Genomic DNA, 15,354 nt, shown 5'->3' on the forward strand with positions numbered 1-15,354 from the left:
GATGTCGCCTGCCTCTCTCAGACGAACCTATCTCGCCGTATGTCCACGACTTCCAAACAGGCCATCCAACTCCGCGCCGAAGTGCCGTTTGACCTTGGCGGGCAACGTCTCGATCAGGTTGCGGCGCAGCTCTTTTCCGAACACTCGCGCTCGCGTCTCGCGGCCTGGATCAAGGATGGCCTGCTCACCGTGGATGGCGCCGTGCTGCGCCCTCGCGACACCGTGCATGCCGGCGCCGTGCTCGAGCTGAGTGCCGAACAGCAGGCGCAGGGCGAGTGGGTCGCGCAAGACATTCCGCTTGAGATCGTCTACGAGGACGATCAGATCCTGGTGATCGACAAGCCTGCTGGCCTGGTTGTGCACCCTGCGGCCGGCCATGCCGACGGCACGCTGCTCAATGCATTGCTGCATCACGTGCCGGACCTGATCAACGTCCCGCGTGCCGGCATCGTTCATCGCCTGGACAAGGACACCACCGGTCTGATGGTCGTGGCCAAGACGCTGCAGGCGCAAACCCGGCTGGTCGAGCAGTTGCAGGCGCGTAGCGTCAGCCGCATCTACGAGGCGATCGTCATCGGCGTGATCATTACTGGTGGTACGGTCGACGCGCCGATCGGTCGGCATGGCCAGCAGCGTCAGCGCATGGCGGTGGTGGAGGGCGGCAAGCCGGCGGTCAGCCATTACCGCGTGCTGGAGCGCTTTCGCTCGCACACCCATGTGCGGGTCAAGCTGGAAACCGGGCGTACCCACCAGATTCGGGTGCACATGACCCATCTTGGCTATCCACTGGTCGGTGACCCGCTGTATAGCGGGCGTTTCCGCATTCCGCCGGCGGCGAATCCGACGCTGGTGCAAACGCTTCGCGAGTTCCCTCGCCAGGCGCTGCACGCGCGCTTCCTCGAACTCGATCATCCTGTTACCGGGCAGAGGATGAAATGGGAGTCGCCGTTGCCGGATGACTTCGTCTGGCTGCTGACGCTGCTGCAACAGGACCGAGAGGCCTTCGTCGGGTGAGTGCGTGGGGCGGTGACTGGCTCGTGCCGGAATGGCCTGCTCCGCCCGGCGTTCGCGCCTGTGTGACCGCGCGGCAGGGCGGCGTCAGTCGCGCTCCGTTCGACAGCTTCAATCTGGGTGATCACGTCGGTGATGAGCCTGCCGCGGTGGCCTGGAATCGCCAGCATCTTCAGGACGTGCTCGGTTGCCAACCAGTCTGGCTGGAGCAAGTGCATTCGAGTGTCGCTGTCCAGGCCGCTCCAGGAAATCGCGTGACCGCCGATGCTAGCTGGAGCGAGACGCCGGGTCTGGCCTGTGCGGTACTGACTGCGGACTGCCTGCCGGTACTTTTCTGTGATCATGCCGCGACCCGAGTCGCCGCGGCTCACGCTGGCTGGCGCGGGCTGGCTGGTGGTGTGCTCGAGGCGACGCTCGAAGCGCTGGCGGTACCTGCCGATGAACTGCTGGTGTGGTTGGGGCCGGCGATCGGGGCGGCGGCATTCGAGGTTGGGCCCGAAGTGCGCGATGCATTCCTCGCGCAGCATTCGTCGGCTGCCGCGGCGTTCGTTGCAAGTCGCAACCCGGGACGCTTCATGGCGGATATCTACCAGCTAGCGCGTATCCGTCTGGCTGCCGCGGGCGTAGACGCGGTTTACGGTGGCGGGTTGTGCACCTTCAGCGATCCGCGCTTCTACTCCTATCGGCGTGCCGCGCACACAGGCCGCTTCGCCAGTCTGATCTGGCTCGAGTGATATTGGCGCGCTAGCGGTGAAGTCAGCCATGACTCTGCGGTCCTGGCATGACCTGTATCAATGTCATCCGCCTTGAATCTCCAACAATCATCCTCATCTATGCTGCATCTCGCAGGTTTCGTATATGGCGCGAGTCACGGCGCCGGCCTGCTTCACATGAGGATGAACATCCATGCGTATCGATCGTTTGACCAGCAAGCTGCAGCTTGCGCTCTCCGATGCCCAGTCCATAGCCGTCGGCCTGGATCACCCCTCCATCGAGCCGTTACACCTGATGCAGGCGCTGCTTGAGCAGCAGGGCGGCTCGATCAAGCCGTTGCTGATGCAGGTCGGCTTCGACATCGCAGCGCTGCGTCAGGCGCTGACCAAAGAGCTCGACCAGCTGCCGAAGCTACAGAACCCCACCGGCGACATGAATCTCTCGCAGGACCTGGCGCGCCTGCTCAATCAGGCTGACCGCCTCGCCCAGCAGAAGGGCGACCAATACATTTCCAGTGAGCTGGTGCTGCTGGCAGCGCTGGACAGCAACACCCGTCTGGGCAAGCTGCTGCTGGCTCAGGGTGTAAGCAAGAAAGCGCTGGAGAACGCCATCAGCAATCTGCGCGGCGGCGATGCGGTCAATGATCCCAACGCCGAAGAATCGCGGCAGGCGCTCGACAAATACACCGTGGACATGACCAAGCGCGCCGAGGACGGCAAGCTCGACCCGGTGATCGGTCGTGACGACGAGATCCGCCGCACCATTCAGGTGCTGCAGCGGCGGACCAAGAACAACCCGGTACTGATCGGTGAGCCGGGCGTGGGCAAGACCGCCATCGTCGAGGGGCTGGCCCAGCGCATCGTCAACGGCGAGGTCCCGGACGGCCTCAAGGACAAGCGCTTGCTGGCCCTGGACATGGGCTCGCTGATTGCCGGGGCCAAGTTCCGCGGCGAGTTCGAGGAGCGCCTCAAGGCGGTGCTCAACGAGCTGTCCAAGCAGGAGGGTCGCGTCATCCTGTTCATCGACGAGCTGCATACGATGGTCGGCGCGGGCAAGGCGGAAGGCGCCATGGATGCCGGCAACATGCTCAAGCCTGCCCTGGCGCGCGGCGAGCTGCACTGCGTAGGTGCCACTACTCTCGATGAATACCGCCAGTACATCGAGAAGGATGCCGCCCTGGAGCGTCGCTTCCAGAAGGTGCTGGTCGACGAACCAAGCGAGGAAGACACCATCGCCATTCTTCGTGGCCTCAAGGAGCGCTACGAAGTGCACCATGGCGTGACCATCACCGATGGCGCCATCATCGCCGCGGCCAAGCTCAGCCACCGCTATATCACCGATCGCCAGCTGCCGGACAAGGCCATCGACCTGATCGACGAGGCCGCCAGCCGTATCCGCATGGAGATCGACTCCAAGCCCGAAGAGCTCGATCGCCTGGATCGCCGCTTGATCCAGCTGAAGATCGAGCGTGAGGCGCTGAAGAAGGAAGACGACGAGGCCACCAAGAAGCGCCTGGCCAAGCTGGAAGACGACATCGCCAAGCTGGAGCGCGAATACGCCGATCTGGAAGAAATCTGGAAGTCGGAGAAAGCCGAGGTGCAGGGTTCGGCGCAGATCCAGCAGAAGATCGAACAAGCCAAGGCCGAGCTCGAAGCAGCGCGGCGCAAGGGTGATCTGGCGCGCATGGCCGAACTGCAGTACGGCATCATTCCGGACCTCGAGCGCAGCCTGGAGATGGTCGATCAGCATGGCAAGAAAGAAAACCAGCTGCTGCGTAACAAGGTGACCGACGAGGAGATCGCCGAGGTGGTTTCCAAGTGGACCGGTATTCCGGTCTCCAAGATGCTCGAAGGCGAGCGCGACAAGCTGCTGCGCATGGAAGACATGCTGCACACTCGCGTCATCGGTCAGCACGAAGCCGTGGTGGCCGTATCCAATGCCGTGCGCCGCTCGCGCGCCGGTCTGGCCGACCCGAATCGTCCGAGCGGCTCGTTCCTCTTTCTCGGCCCGACCGGGGTGGGCAAGACCGAGCTTTGCAAGGCGCTGGCCGAGTTCCTCTTCGATACCGAGGAGGCGATGATCCGCATCGACATGTCCGAGTTCATGGAGAAGCACTCCGTTGCGCGCCTGATCGGTGCGCCGCCGGGCTACGTCGGTTACGAAGAAGGCGGTTACCTGACCGAAGCGGTGCGTCGCAAACCGTATTCGGTGGTGTTGATGGACGAGGTAGAGAAGGCCCATCCAGACGTCTTCAATGTGCTGCTGCAGGTGCTCGAAGACGGCCGCCTGACCGACAGCCATGGGCGGACGGTGGACTTCAAGAACACGGTGATCGTGATGACCTCCAACCTGGGCTCTGCGCAGATCCAGGAGCTGGTTGGTGATCCCGATGCGCAGCGGGCTGCGGTGATGGATGCGGTGGCGCATCACTTCCGACCGGAGTTCATCAACCGTATCGACGAGGTGGTGGTGTTCGATCCGCTCGGTCGCGAGCAGATCGCCGGTATCGCCGACATCCAGCTCGGGCGCCTGCGCAAGCGCCTGGCCGAGCGCGAATTGAGCCTGGAACTCAGTCAAGAGGCGATGGACAAGCTGATCGCCATCGGTTACGACCCGGTCTACGGAGCGCGGCCGCTCAAACGGGCGATCCAGCGCTGGATCGAGAATCCGCTGGCGCAGCAGATTCTCTCCGGTCAGTTCGCGCCGGGCAGCAGCGTCAAGGCGCGGGTAGAGGGCGAGCAGATCGTCTTCGATTGAGCGGGGTGGCTACCTGCGGGGTGCAGCACACCTCCCAGGTAGCCGCGTTGGAGCAGCGTTTTCGCGGGTGCCGCCGGGTGAACGCAAAGTGTTGTCAGTAATCGCATTTTTGGGGTTGACAGGCGAGCCGGGAACCGTAAAATGGCGCGCCTCTGAGGCGGTAACGTAACGCTGAAGAGCTGGAATTGAAGTTGTTCCGCGATAGCTCAGTCGGTAGAGCAAATGACTGTTAATCATTGGGTCCCAGGTTCGAGTCCTGGTCGCGGAGCCAAATTCCAATCGGGGTATAGCGCAGTCCGGTAGCGCGCCTGCTTTGGGAGCAGGATGTCGGGAGTTCGAATCCCCCTACCCCGACCATTTTTGGGTCGTTAGCTCAGTTGGTAGAGCAGTTGGCTTTTAACCAATTGGTCGTAGGTTCGAATCCTACACGACCCACCATACGGGCTTCTCAGGAAGCATGAAAAGCTGGATGTTCTCGCGGACATCCAGCTTTTTTATTGCCTGCGATTTCTTCTCGGCACATTCAAGGCGCACCCGGGGGTGCGCCTTTTCTGCGTCAATGGAGCTTCAGGCGCGGCTCCGTCGTGCGGCTGAGCTTGTCGCCAAGCATCATCAGCAGCGTGCGAGCGATGCCATACAGCGCGATCTGGTGCATGCGGTAGAGCGAGATATAGAACATCCGTGCCAGCCAGCCTTCGAGCATCACGTTGCCGGTCAGGTTACCCATCAGATTGCCTACTGCCGAGAAGCTTGATAGCGAAATCAGTGAGCCGTAGTCCTTGTAGCGATAGGTCGGCAGCGGCTTGCCTTCCAGTCGGTTGTGGATCGAGCGGGCCAGCATCGAGGCCTGCTGGTGGGCTGCCTGTGCACGGGGGGGGGCATTGCGGTCGCTGTCCGGCTGTGGGCAGGCGGCACAATCGCCGAACGCAAAGATGTTCTCGTCGCGCGTGCTCTGCAGTGTCGGGTGGACAACCAGCTGGTTAATGCGGTTGGTTTCCAGGCCATCCAGTTCGTGAAGGAAGGCGGGTGCCTTGATCCCGGCGGCCCACACCTTGAGGCTGGCCTGGACGAACTCGCCCTGCTTGGTGTGCAGGCCTTCGGCGGTGACTTCGCTGACGGCGGCGCCTGTGAGCACCGTGACACCCAGGTCCAGCAGTGTCTGGTGCACCGGCTGGCTGATGCGCTCAGGCAGTGCCGGCAAGACTTTCGGGCCGGCCTCGATGAGGGTGATGTTTACATCCTCCGGCTTGATGCCATCAAGGCCGTAGGCCGCCAGCTCCTTGGCGGCGTGCAGCAGTTCTGCAGCCAGCTCCACGCCGGTAGCGCCGGCTCCGACGATGGCCATGCTGATGTTGCTCGAGGCACCCTCGCCTGCATGCGCCTTCATGTAATGGCTCAGCAGTTGCCGGTGGAAGCGCTCGGCCTGCTCGCGCGTATCAAGGAAGATGCAGTGCTCGGAAGCCCCCGAGGTGCCGAAGTCGTTGGTCGTGCTGCCGACGGCAATCACCAGCGTGTCGTAGTTCAGTGCGCGTGACGGGACCAGTTCCACGCCAAACTCGTCGCGCGTCGCTTCCAGTCGAATGCATTTGCTCGCGCGATCCAGGCCTGCCATGCGGCCCATCTGGAACTCGAAGTGATTCCATTTGGCCTGAGCGACGTAGTTGAGTTCGTCAGCGGACGAGTTCAAGGAGCCGGCGGCGACTTCGTGCAGCAGCGGCTTCCAGATGTGTGTGAGGTTGGCGTCGACCAGGGTGATGCGGGCTTTGCCACGCTTGCCCAGGGTTCTACCCAGGCGGGTAGCAAGCTCCAGACCGCCGGCGCCACCGCCGACGATTACGACTCGATGTGACATGGGAGTGACTCATAGCTGCAAGGGAAACGGCGGGGCGGCCTGGCGAGCGGAGCTCAAAGCACAAGGCGGCTCAAGAGGCGGCTCAATAACCCGAGCCCGATCACCACGACCAGTACCACAAGCAGAAGAAGCCAGGGGCGAAACGGCTGGCGCTCGACCTGGTGTTGCGGGGCGCGGAGGTATTCATCGACGCGCTGCTGATCTTCGGGCTTCAGGCGGCTTGGCATGGGCACCTCGAATGGAATGCAGGCATTCTAGCTGTGCAGGGTCAAAAGCCAAGCGCGAAGTGCGGCGCTTTGCCGCGCGGAGGGCTGGCGGGCATGCCGGGCGGCATGCCCTTGGGGGTTGTCAGGTGTTCTTCAGCTTGCGCAGGTTGCCGATGACCGACTCCAGCGCGCGGTCGAACAGCAGGGTGTCGTTGAGTAGCCGAATGGCGCCGCGCTGGAATTCGGTCGCCAGGCCCATGCGGGTCTTTTCCAGGACTTTCATGCCGGTGCGATTAACGAAGATGTACTTGCCGGTGGGCTTGATCACCGCTGCCAGCTTGCAGCGCAGCTTGTGTTCTTCGTCTTCCTGGAACTCCACCCAGCTGCCGACGCGCAGATTGTCGACCTGGACCAGCGCGACATCGTTATCCGGCAGGCTGATTTCCGGTTCCTGCTCGCGGCTCTCGCCAGGTGCAAGCAGGACGATCTCGTCGACCACTTCGACCATTGCCGGTGTGGTTGCTATCGGAGTTGCCGCTGACTCCGCTGAAGTGCTGTCGTCCGCTGGCGCCTCGCTGGGAGCGCTCTGCGGTTGCTGGAAGCGCTGCAGGGTCTGGACATGGAGCGCTTCGAGCTGGGTAAAGAAGTCGCCGGTGGAAAAAGGGTCGAAGGCGGCGCTGACCAGTCCGTCGCGCAGCGCTTTAAGCAGGCTCGGGACCAGCTCCAGCAGGCGTGCGCGCGATTCTTCGTCTTCGTGAGGGGTAACGCTCCACACCAGATCGTCCATCGTGTCCAGGGCGGCCTGCCACTCTTCGGACTGGGTGCCGTGTTTCAGACAGGTAAGCAGCAGAACCTTGCTCCAGGCTTCCTGTAGCAGCCGCACCACGACTTCCGGAAGCGTCTTGCCGAGCAAGCGCTGGTTCAGGGCGCGCTCAACTTCCTGTCGGGCGATCTCGGCCTTGGCGCGGCCTTCCTCGGCATCGCGGGTGCGTTGCTCGAGCAGCTCGCTACGGCGGCGCTCATCGCCGATGAAGGCAAGGAAGTCGGCCAGCAGCTCGGAGAAAATGGCCGGATCGTCAGTGAAGTCGTTGAGCAGTCGAGCCACGATCTGCTCGATCTTCTGGTAGAGACTGTCCCGCTGCGCTTCATCCTGATCGCCCCAGCCCATCGCTGCCGAGGCAATCTCGTTAAGCAGGCGGCGTGCCGGATGGCTGCCGCGGCTGAAGAAGGTCTTGTCCAATACCGCGACCTTGAGAAGCGGGATCTGCAGGCGACCGATCAGGGCCTTTAGCGAGTCGGGCAGGGTGCGGTCATCGAGTATGAATTCGAACAGCATGGAGACGAGGTTGATCACATCGTCGTCTATCTCGCCAACCACGCGGGACTTGCCGGTCTTGGCACTGACTCGGCTCAGCAGGCCGGCCAGCTGCTCCTGAAGATCGAACTCGTCGACGGTCTGCGGCGCGCGCGCCTGCATGTGCGACAGCAGGCGGAGGAGGTCGCCACTGGAGATCGGGATCGCATCGCTGGGGATGTTGCGCGCCGGCAGCATGCTGCTGCCACGGAGCTCTGAAAGCAGGCTGTGCAGTGCGCTGAATGCGGCTTCCTGCAGTCCCTCGTCGACATGTGCAGCCTGGCCAAGTGGTGCTGATGGTGCATGGCTTCCGGCTGGCGCGCCGGGGCGCTGCTGGCGGCGGGGCGGGGCGGAGTGCAGCTCTGGCAGGATGCCGGCAGCGACCAGGGTCTGGTTGGCTTCGGCATAGAGTTGGTCGATATCCCCGAGCACGTACTTTTCGAAGAGCTTGAAGATGATCAGCTTGACCTTGATCTCTACCCCAAGGCTGCTGCTGGCCTCGATGAAGTAGTCGCAGAGTGCGTGCGGGCCGAGCGGGTTGCTCTTGTCATCGAGCTTCTTGCTGATCAGCGCATTGAAACGAGTGGTCAGGTGCCCCAGCGGTTGAGCCGCACGACTCATGACTTTCGCGACCATGGTGTCGACGGCTACCGACTCTTCCAGCTCATCGTTCTGCACAAGTGAAAGACTGTCGAACGACACATTGTCCAGCACCGGCGGCTTGCCGATCTCATACTGATTGAGCTTGGCGAATGCTTCGAACAGCTGTTGCAGAAAGCCGCGTTCGATGTTGCGGCGCTTCATGCGCAAATCACGCATGGCTTCGAAAAACGCGTTCTGTTCGACGTTGCTGCTCGCACGATCGGCGATCTCGAAGAGCGAGTCATCGGCGTTGTCGAACAGCGACTGCAAGGCCTGACGCAGCTGTTGGGCGGCCTTGTCGCGCACGCTGATGAGCGCCACAGGCAGGCGGCCTGCTGGTGAAGAAGGCTTGTGCTCAGGGGCTGCCTTGTTCAGGTGCACCACTTTCGCATCGGTTCGCATCGAGACTCTCCTGCGGTCGCCTGCTTAACGGCGGTCACAACGCCAGCTTCAAACAGCGTCTTGTAAGGGTAACCAAATCGGCAGGGCAAGGCGGAAGGTTCCGGGCGAGCCCGCAATCTAGTGCGGGTTTCTTCTGTCGAACCGGATCCAGCGCAGCATAGCCGAGCGGTCTGATTTTACAACGACACCTCGTCAGTAAGGTGTCGCCATTTCGGTGGCGTCAATATTCTTGAAGGGCATTATAAGCATCGGATTGCGATGCCAAGGCCGGTTTTTCATTGGACATGACTTGGCTCACAGATACTCGCAGGTTTTCCGCCGGGAGGTAAAACAAGCCTCTCGAATACCCGTCCGGGATGCGCAGGTTGGCGCTGCGTTAGCGAGCACTCAGCCTTTATACTCCGCGCAATCTTCAGGAGTCAGCCATGCCGAATCTTACACTTGCCGATCTATCTGCAGAAATCGATGCCAACGTTCGTCGCGCGCTCGCCGAGGACGTCGGCAGTGGTGACATCACGGCGCAGTTGATTCCAGCCGAGCGGCTGGCGCATGCGTCGGTCATCACTCGCGAGGAGGCAGTGATCAGTGGAACGGCATGGGTAGACGCCGTATTCCGCCAAGTCGACCCACGCGTTGCGGTTCACTGGCAGGTTGCCGATGGTGACCGTGTCGGGGCTGACCGGGTGCTGTTCCATCTCGAGGGGCCGGCGCGGGCGCTGCTCACCGGCGAGCGCAGTGCGCTGAATTTTATGCAACTGCTGTCGGGCGTGGCGACTCGCTGTCGTCACTACGCGGACATGGTAGACGGGACCGGCGTGCGTTTGCTCGATACGCGCAAGACCATACCCGGGCTGCGCCTGGCGCAGAAGTATGCCGTTACCTGCGGTGGCTGCCACAACCACCGCATCGGTTTGTACGACGCCTTCCTGATCAAGGAAAACCACATCGCCGCTTGCGGTGGCATCGCCGAGGCGGTTGCTGCTGCACATCGCATCGCGCCGGGCAAGCCGGTGGAGATCGAGGTGGAGAGTCTGGACGAGCTTGAGCAGGCGCTACTAGCAGGTGCCGATATCGTCATGCTGGACGAGCTCAGTCTGGATGACATGCGCACCGCGGTGGCCATTAATGGGGGGCGGGCCAAGCTCGAAGCGTCGGGCGGCATAAGCGATGAAACGCTGCGCAGCGTGGCGGAAACGGGGGTGGACTACATCTCCATCGGCGCGCTGACCAAGCATGTGCGGGCGGTGGACCTGTCGATGCGCTTGCGGCAGTAAGGGCGGGGCGAGGTTGCGGTGCCTGGCGCAGCGGCTGCGCCAGGCGGATCGGTCAGTGACGGCTTTTCAGGCCGAAATTCTCGTGCAGGGTGCCGGGGGTGTCGTCGCCCTTGGGCGCATAGTCCTTCGGCGGCTCGGTGAAGGCCGGCGACGAGAGACGCTCACGAGTGCCGTGGTTCTCTTCGCTGTGCAGTGCGGCCATCAGGCGTTGACGGGTCTGTTCGTCGAGTGCGAGGCGGCTGGCGCCGTCGGACAGGTGATCCTGAATGTCCTGATAGTTGTTGGTCAGTTTGCGCAGCAGGCTGGCGGTGGTGTTGAAGTGGGTAACCACCTCACTCTGATAAGTGTCGAAACGCTCTTGCAGGTCATCGACCTGACGCTGTGTGCGGTTTGGTGCGCTGCTGCGTGCCACCAGATAACCGATGGCGATGCCGGCGATCAGGCCGACGATCGGGAGCAACCAGGTCGCGAGGGTCTGTTCCACGAGTCCTTCCTCTATATAAACGGCTGTGCTTACGTTAACGTCTCGTACCTGCTCTGTATACCGCGACGCGAGGCGGCGGTTATTGGCAGCTAGTTAGCAAGACGAGTCGACTCGTCCCAAGGTCACGGAGTTCCTGCTTTGTTGAAACGCGAAACCCCCCTCAATCTCGACGGCCCCTGCGGCACCCTTGAAGCGCTGTACTTCGATCAATCGCAGCCGACGGGGCTCGCGCTGATCTGCCACCCGAACCCGGTCAAGGGCGGCACCATGCTGAACAAGGTGGTCTCGACCCTGCAGCGCACCGCTCGCGACGCCGGCTACAGCACGCTGCGCTTCAATTATCGCGGTGTCGGCGGCAGCGCCGGCGCGCATGACATGGTCGAGGGCGAGGTGGATGACGCCGAGGCTGCGCTGCGTTGGCTGCGCGAGCAGAATCCGGAGCTGCCGCTGACGCTGCTGGGGTTCTCCTTCGGCGGGTTCGTCGCCGGCAACCTGGCCCACCGTTTGAACGCGGAGGGCGTGGCGGTACAGCGGCTGATGATGGTGGCGCCGGCAGTGTCGCGCCTCGTCGAGCTGTCGTTGGCTGACGATTGCCAGCTGACGATCATCCAGCCGGAGCAGGACGAGGTTATCGATGCCGAGTCCGTGTACACCTTTTCCGCGCAGCTGCAGCACCCCCATGAGCTGCTGAAAGTGGCAGAATGCGGCCACTTTTTTCATGGCAAGCTGGTGGAATTGAAGGAACTGGTCGCCCCGCGGCTTTGATGCCCGAACCTGCTCCTCTCCGCCGCGCTCAACGATCGAGAATGACTGCATGACTACCCGCATCCTGACCGGTATCACCACCACCGGCACGCCGCACCTGGGCAACTACGCCGGCGCGATCCGCCCGGCCATCCTGGCCAGCCGCGACGCGGCCGCCGACTCCTTTTATTTCCTGGCCGACTACCACGCGCTGATCAAGTGCGATGACCCGCTGCGTATCCAGCGCTCGCGCCTGGAGATTGCCGCGACCTGGTTGGCATGCGGCCTCGATGCCGAACGCGTGACCTTCTATCGTCAGTCCGACGTTCCGGAAATCCCCGAGCTGACCTGGCTGCTGACCTGCGTTACCGCCAAGGGGTTGCTCAATCGCGCCCACGCCTACAAGGCCTCGGTGGACAAGAACGTCGAGAGCGGCGAGGACCCGGATGCCGGCGTTACCATGGGGCTCTACAGCTACCCGGTGCTGATGGCGGCGGACATCCTGATGTTCAACGCGCACAAGGTGCCGGTTGGCCGCGACCAGATCCAGCATGTGGAAATGGCCCGCGATATCGCTCAGCGCTTCAATCATCTGTTCGGTCACGGTCGTGAGTTCTTCACCCTGCCGGAAGCGGTGATCGAGGAAGGCGTCGCCACGCTGCCCGGCCTTGACGGACGCAAGATGTCGAAGAGCTACGACAACACCATTCCGCTGTTCGGCAGCGCCAAGGAGCTCAAGGGCGCGATCGCACGCATCGTCACCGACTCACGCCTGCCGGGCGAGCCCAAGGACCCCGACAGCTCGCACCTGTTCACCCTCTACCAGGCGTTCGCCACCGCGCAGCAGCAGGATGCGTTCCGCCAGGAGCTGCTCGACGGGCTGGCTTGGGGCGATGCCAAGCAGCGCCTGTTCGAGCTGCTCGACAACGAGCTGGGCGAGGCGCGCGAGCTGTATCACCAGCTGATCACCAAGCCCGCCGAGCTGGAGGACATTCTCCAGGCGGGCGCGGCCAAGGCGCGCCGGATCGCCACGCCGTTCCTTGGTGAGCTGCGTGAGGCGGTGGGCCTGCGCAACTTCCGTAGCGAAGTTAAAAGTGCAGCGCCAGCCAAGAAGAAGTCCAGCAAGGTGGCGCGCTTCGCCAGCTTCCGCGAGGCCGACGGCGCGTTCCGCTTTCGTTTCTTTGCGCCCGACGGCGAGGAGCTGCTGCTGTCCCGTCCGTTGAGCAACCCGAAGGCGATCGGCAGCCTGACCCAGCGGTTGATTGCCGGCGGGCCGGACGCGCTGGAACTTCGCGAGGACGAAGGCGATCAATTCACCCTGTGGCTGGACGACGAATGCGTCGCCGACAGCCCACATTATGAGAGCGCCGAAGCGCTCGATGCCGCCATGCTGCGGGTACGCGAGGCGCTGGCCACGCTCGTCGACTGACGTGCTGCCGCCAGGGCGGAACGTACCCCGCGACTGCGTTCCGCGGCTTCGCGGCAATCTCCAAGAATGGGTGTCCCAGGAGGGCTGACGCTTGAACGACCTGAGTAAATTGCCAACCACCGAGGGCGCGGCTAAAGTGTCGGCCCCGTTTCACTACCCAGACTCCGCCATGACCCCTCTTGAGCGCTATCAGGCCGACCTGAAACGTCCTGACTTCTTCCACGATGCCGCCCAGGAAAATGCGGTGCGTCACCTGCAACGTCTGTACGACGATCTGGTGGCCGACGATCGCAGCAAGAGCGGCCTGCTCGGCAAGCTGTTCGGCAAGAAACAGCAGGAGCCGATCAAGGGCATCTACTTCTGGGGCGGCGTTGGCCGCGGCAAGACCTATCTCGTTGATACCTTCTTCGACGCATTGCCGTTCAAGCAGAAGACGCGCACGCACTTTCACCGCTTCATGAAGCGCGTGCACGAGGAAATGAAGACGCTCAAGGGCGAAAAGAACCCGCTGACCATCATTGGCAAGCGCTTCGCCGACGAGTCGCGGGTGATCTGTTTCGACGAATTCTTCGTCTCCGATATCACCGACGCGATGATTCTTGCCACGCTGCTCGAAGAGCTGTTCAAGAACGGCGTGAGCCTGGTGGCGACCTCCAACATCGTGCCGGACGGTCTGTACAAGGACGGTCTGCAGCGCGCGCGCTTCCTGCCGGCCATCGAGCTGCTGAAGAAGCACACCGAGATCGTCAACGTCGACAGCGGCATCGACTATCGCCTGCGTGCGCTGGAGCAGGCCGAGCTGTTCCACTTCCCGCTCGATGCCGAGGCCGAGCAGAGCCTGGAACGCAGCTTCAAGAGCTTGCTGCCGGAGAACTGCCGGGTCGTCGACAAGGACGCACTGATGATCGAGAACCGCGAAATCCGTGCGGTAAAGACCGGCAATGATGTGGCCTGGTTCGAGTTCCGCGAGCTCTGCGACGGGCCGCGTAGCCAGAACGACTACATCGAACTGGGCAAGATATTCGGCGCCATCCTGCTGGCCAATGTCGAGCAGATGAGTGTCACCAAGGACGACATGGCGCGCCGCTTCATCAACCTCGTCGACGAGTTCTACGACCGCAACGTCAAGCTCATCATCTCCGCCGAGGTTGAGCTCAAGGACCTCTATACCGGCGGTCGCCTGGAGTTCGAATTCCAGCGCACCCTGAGCCGTCTGCTGGAAATGCAATCGCACGAGTACCTGTCGAGGCCGCACAAGCCCTGACCATGGCGTGGCCGCGAAGACCGACTCTTCGCGGCCAAAGGCCGCTTTCTCGCAACGTCTGGCACTGCGCCTTAGTAGGCGCGGTGTTCGTCAAGAAGGCGTATGCCAGCTGTCGGTTATCCTGCTTCAGCAAGCCAGCCTTGGCTGTTCCGTGGTCGCCCTTACGACTCAGGCCGGTATTTCTGCCGGTAGTGATTGGGTGACAGCTCGGTGTGCTGGCGGAAAAGGCGGGCGAAGAAGCTCGCATCGTCGTAGCCCACTTCGTAGCTGATCGTCTTGATGCTCTTGCCGGTGGTGGCGAGCAGGCTCTTCGCCGTCTCGATCCGCAGGCGTTGCAGATAGTGCAGCGGCTTGTCGCCGGTGGCTGCCTGGAAGCGGCGCATGAAGTTGCGAATGCTCATGCCATGCTGCCGCGCCACGTCCTCGAAGCGAAACTTTTCGGCGAAGTTGGCTTCCAGCCATTCCTGTATCTGCAGAATCCGCGTATCCAGATGCAGCTTCTGCCCGCCGAAACCCAAGCGCCCCGGGCTGTAACTGCGTTGTAGCTCGTAAAGCACGTCACGCGCCATGCCCTGGGCCACGTGTGCGCCGCAGAAGCGCTCGACCAGATACATGTACAGGTCGCAGGCCGAGGTAGTGCCGCCTGCGCAGTAGAGGTTGTCGCTGTCGGTGAGGTGCTTGTCGGCGCTGAAAGACACACCGGGGAAGCGCTCGACGAAGTCATTGGCAAAGCGCCAGTGGGTGGTCGCCTCGCGGCCTTCCAGCAGGCCCGCCTGGGCCATCCAGAACACGCCGGTGGCTTCGCCACAGATGACGCTGCCTGCTGCGTGACGCTCGCGCAACCAGGGCATCACACCCGGATGCTGCGCGCAGAGCGCAGCGAAATCTCCCCAGAAGGCCGGCAGGATCACCATATCGGCGTCATCCAGCGGACTATCCACGGCGATGGCGATACCGCTGAAGGTATTTACCGCCTTGCCGTCCGGGCTGACCAGACGGGTTTCGAAAGCAGGGGTGAGGTCAAGGCCGAGCTGTTTGCCATAGCGCAGGCTGGCCATGTGGAAGAAATCCTTGGCCTGGGTGAGTGTCGAGGCGAACACCCCTTCGGTGGCAAGTATGCTGACGCGCTGGATCGAGGCGAGATTGGGCATGCGATTCTAATTATTGTGGTGAGTAACAGGGTAAATCTGCCGTGTGGCGGCTGGAGCGTCCTATTTTTGC

At 62.5% G+C, this 15,354-nt stretch carries 12 protein-coding genes and 3 tRNA genes; 10 read left to right on the top strand and 5 right to left on the bottom strand.

The genetic code is table 11. From position 1 onward, the window contains the following. Positions 1 to 39 precede the first annotated feature (39 nt). From rluD to LLJ08_RS03130, 6 genes are all read left to right on the top strand, one after another. Positions 40 to 1,014, top strand: coding sequence for a 23S rRNA pseudouridine(1911/1915/1917) synthase RluD (rluD, locus tag LLJ08_RS03105; RefSeq protein WP_014819065.1), 975 nt, complete (start codon positions 40 to 42; stop codon positions 1,012 to 1,014). Then, complete coding sequence (gene pgeF / locus LLJ08_RS03110) at positions 1,011 to 1,745, top strand: peptidoglycan editing factor PgeF (RefSeq protein WP_101275144.1); 735 nt, start codon at positions 1,011 to 1,013, stop codon at positions 1,743 to 1,745. The genes rluD and pgeF overlap by 4 nt, the downstream gene beginning before the upstream one ends. 172 nt (positions 1,746 to 1,917) lie before the next feature. Beyond that, the gene (gene clpB, locus LLJ08_RS03115; RefSeq protein WP_014819067.1) at positions 1,918 to 4,482 is read left to right on the top strand and encodes an ATP-dependent chaperone ClpB; all 2,565 of its coding nucleotides are present in this window, start codon (positions 1,918 to 1,920) and stop codon (positions 4,480 to 4,482) included. A gap of 195 nt (positions 4,483 to 4,677) precedes the next feature. Beyond that, positions 4,678 to 4,753: transfer RNA gene (locus LLJ08_RS03120), tRNA-Asn, on the top strand. 9 nt (positions 4,754 to 4,762) lie between these two features. After that, positions 4,763 to 4,839: transfer RNA gene (locus LLJ08_RS03125), tRNA-Pro, on the top strand. Positions 4,840 to 4,844: 5 nt separating this feature from the next. Continuing rightward, positions 4,845 to 4,920, top strand: a tRNA-Lys gene (locus LLJ08_RS03130). A 118-nt stretch (positions 4,921 to 5,038) separates the two neighbouring features. Here LLJ08_RS03130 and LLJ08_RS03135 read toward each other — a convergent pair. From LLJ08_RS03135 to LLJ08_RS03145, 3 genes are all read right to left on the bottom strand, one after another. Then, a complete protein-coding gene (locus LLJ08_RS03135) occupies positions 5,039 to 6,334 on the bottom strand; it encodes an NAD(P)/FAD-dependent oxidoreductase (RefSeq protein WP_228208188.1) in 1,296 nt (431 codons plus the stop codon). Positions 6,335 to 6,387: 53 nt separating this feature from the next. Continuing rightward, positions 6,388 to 6,561 (bottom strand): DUF3094 family protein, encoded by a 174-nt coding sequence (locus LLJ08_RS03140; RefSeq protein ID WP_003298581.1) that lies wholly within the window; start codon positions 6,559 to 6,561, stop codon positions 6,388 to 6,390. Positions 6,562 to 6,682: 121 nt separating this feature from the next. Beyond that, positions 6,683 to 8,938, bottom strand: a complete 2,256-nt coding sequence (locus LLJ08_RS03145; protein WP_023447168.1) for a DUF1631 domain-containing protein — start codon at positions 8,936 to 8,938, stop codon at positions 6,683 to 6,685. A 425-nt stretch (positions 8,939 to 9,363) separates the two neighbouring features. Here LLJ08_RS03145 and nadC point away from each other — a divergent pair, with 425 nt between their 5' ends. Beyond that, entirely contained in the window at positions 9,364 to 10,212 is an 849-nt protein-coding gene (gene nadC / locus LLJ08_RS03150) for a carboxylating nicotinate-nucleotide diphosphorylase (protein WP_228208189.1), read from the top strand. A gap of 52 nt (positions 10,213 to 10,264) precedes the next feature. On the opposite strand, the gene LLJ08_RS03155 is transcribed toward nadC, so the two are convergent. Beyond that, complete coding sequence (locus LLJ08_RS03155) at positions 10,265 to 10,696, bottom strand: Z-ring associated ZapG family protein (RefSeq protein ID WP_003298586.1); 432 nt, start codon at positions 10,694 to 10,696, stop codon at positions 10,265 to 10,267. Positions 10,697 to 10,834: 138 nt separating this feature from the next. Here LLJ08_RS03155 and LLJ08_RS03160 point away from each other — a divergent pair, with 138 nt between their 5' ends. The 3 genes from LLJ08_RS03160 to zapE all read left to right on the top strand — a co-directional run bounded on the left by LLJ08_RS03160 (position 10,835) and on the right by zapE (position 14,133). Next, positions 10,835 to 11,461: an alpha/beta hydrolase gene (locus tag LLJ08_RS03160; RefSeq protein ID WP_042926665.1), complete on the top strand. Its 627-nt coding sequence runs from the start codon at positions 10,835 to 10,837 to the stop codon at positions 11,459 to 11,461. 49 nt (positions 11,462 to 11,510) lie between these two features. After that, positions 11,511 to 12,869 (top strand): tryptophan--tRNA ligase, encoded by a 1,359-nt coding sequence (locus tag LLJ08_RS03165; protein ID WP_101275141.1) that lies wholly within the window; start codon positions 11,511 to 11,513, stop codon positions 12,867 to 12,869. 169 nt (positions 12,870 to 13,038) lie between these two features. Next, positions 13,039 to 14,133, top strand: a complete 1,095-nt coding sequence (zapE, locus tag LLJ08_RS03170) for a cell division protein ZapE (RefSeq protein WP_014819073.1) — start codon at positions 13,039 to 13,041, stop codon at positions 14,131 to 14,133. Positions 14,134 to 14,294: 161 nt separating this feature from the next. Here the strand turns inward: zapE and LLJ08_RS03175 are convergent, their stop codons facing one another. Next, positions 14,295 to 15,284, bottom strand: a complete 990-nt coding sequence (locus LLJ08_RS03175) for a GlxA family transcriptional regulator (RefSeq protein WP_228208190.1) — start codon at positions 15,282 to 15,284, stop codon at positions 14,295 to 14,297. Between the last annotated feature and the right edge of the window lie 70 nt (positions 15,285 to 15,354).

This window comes from Stutzerimonas chloritidismutans (assembly GCF_020783375.1).
GTDB classification, from domain to species: Bacteria; Pseudomonadota; Gammaproteobacteria; order Pseudomonadales; family Pseudomonadaceae; genus Stutzerimonas; species Stutzerimonas kunmingensis.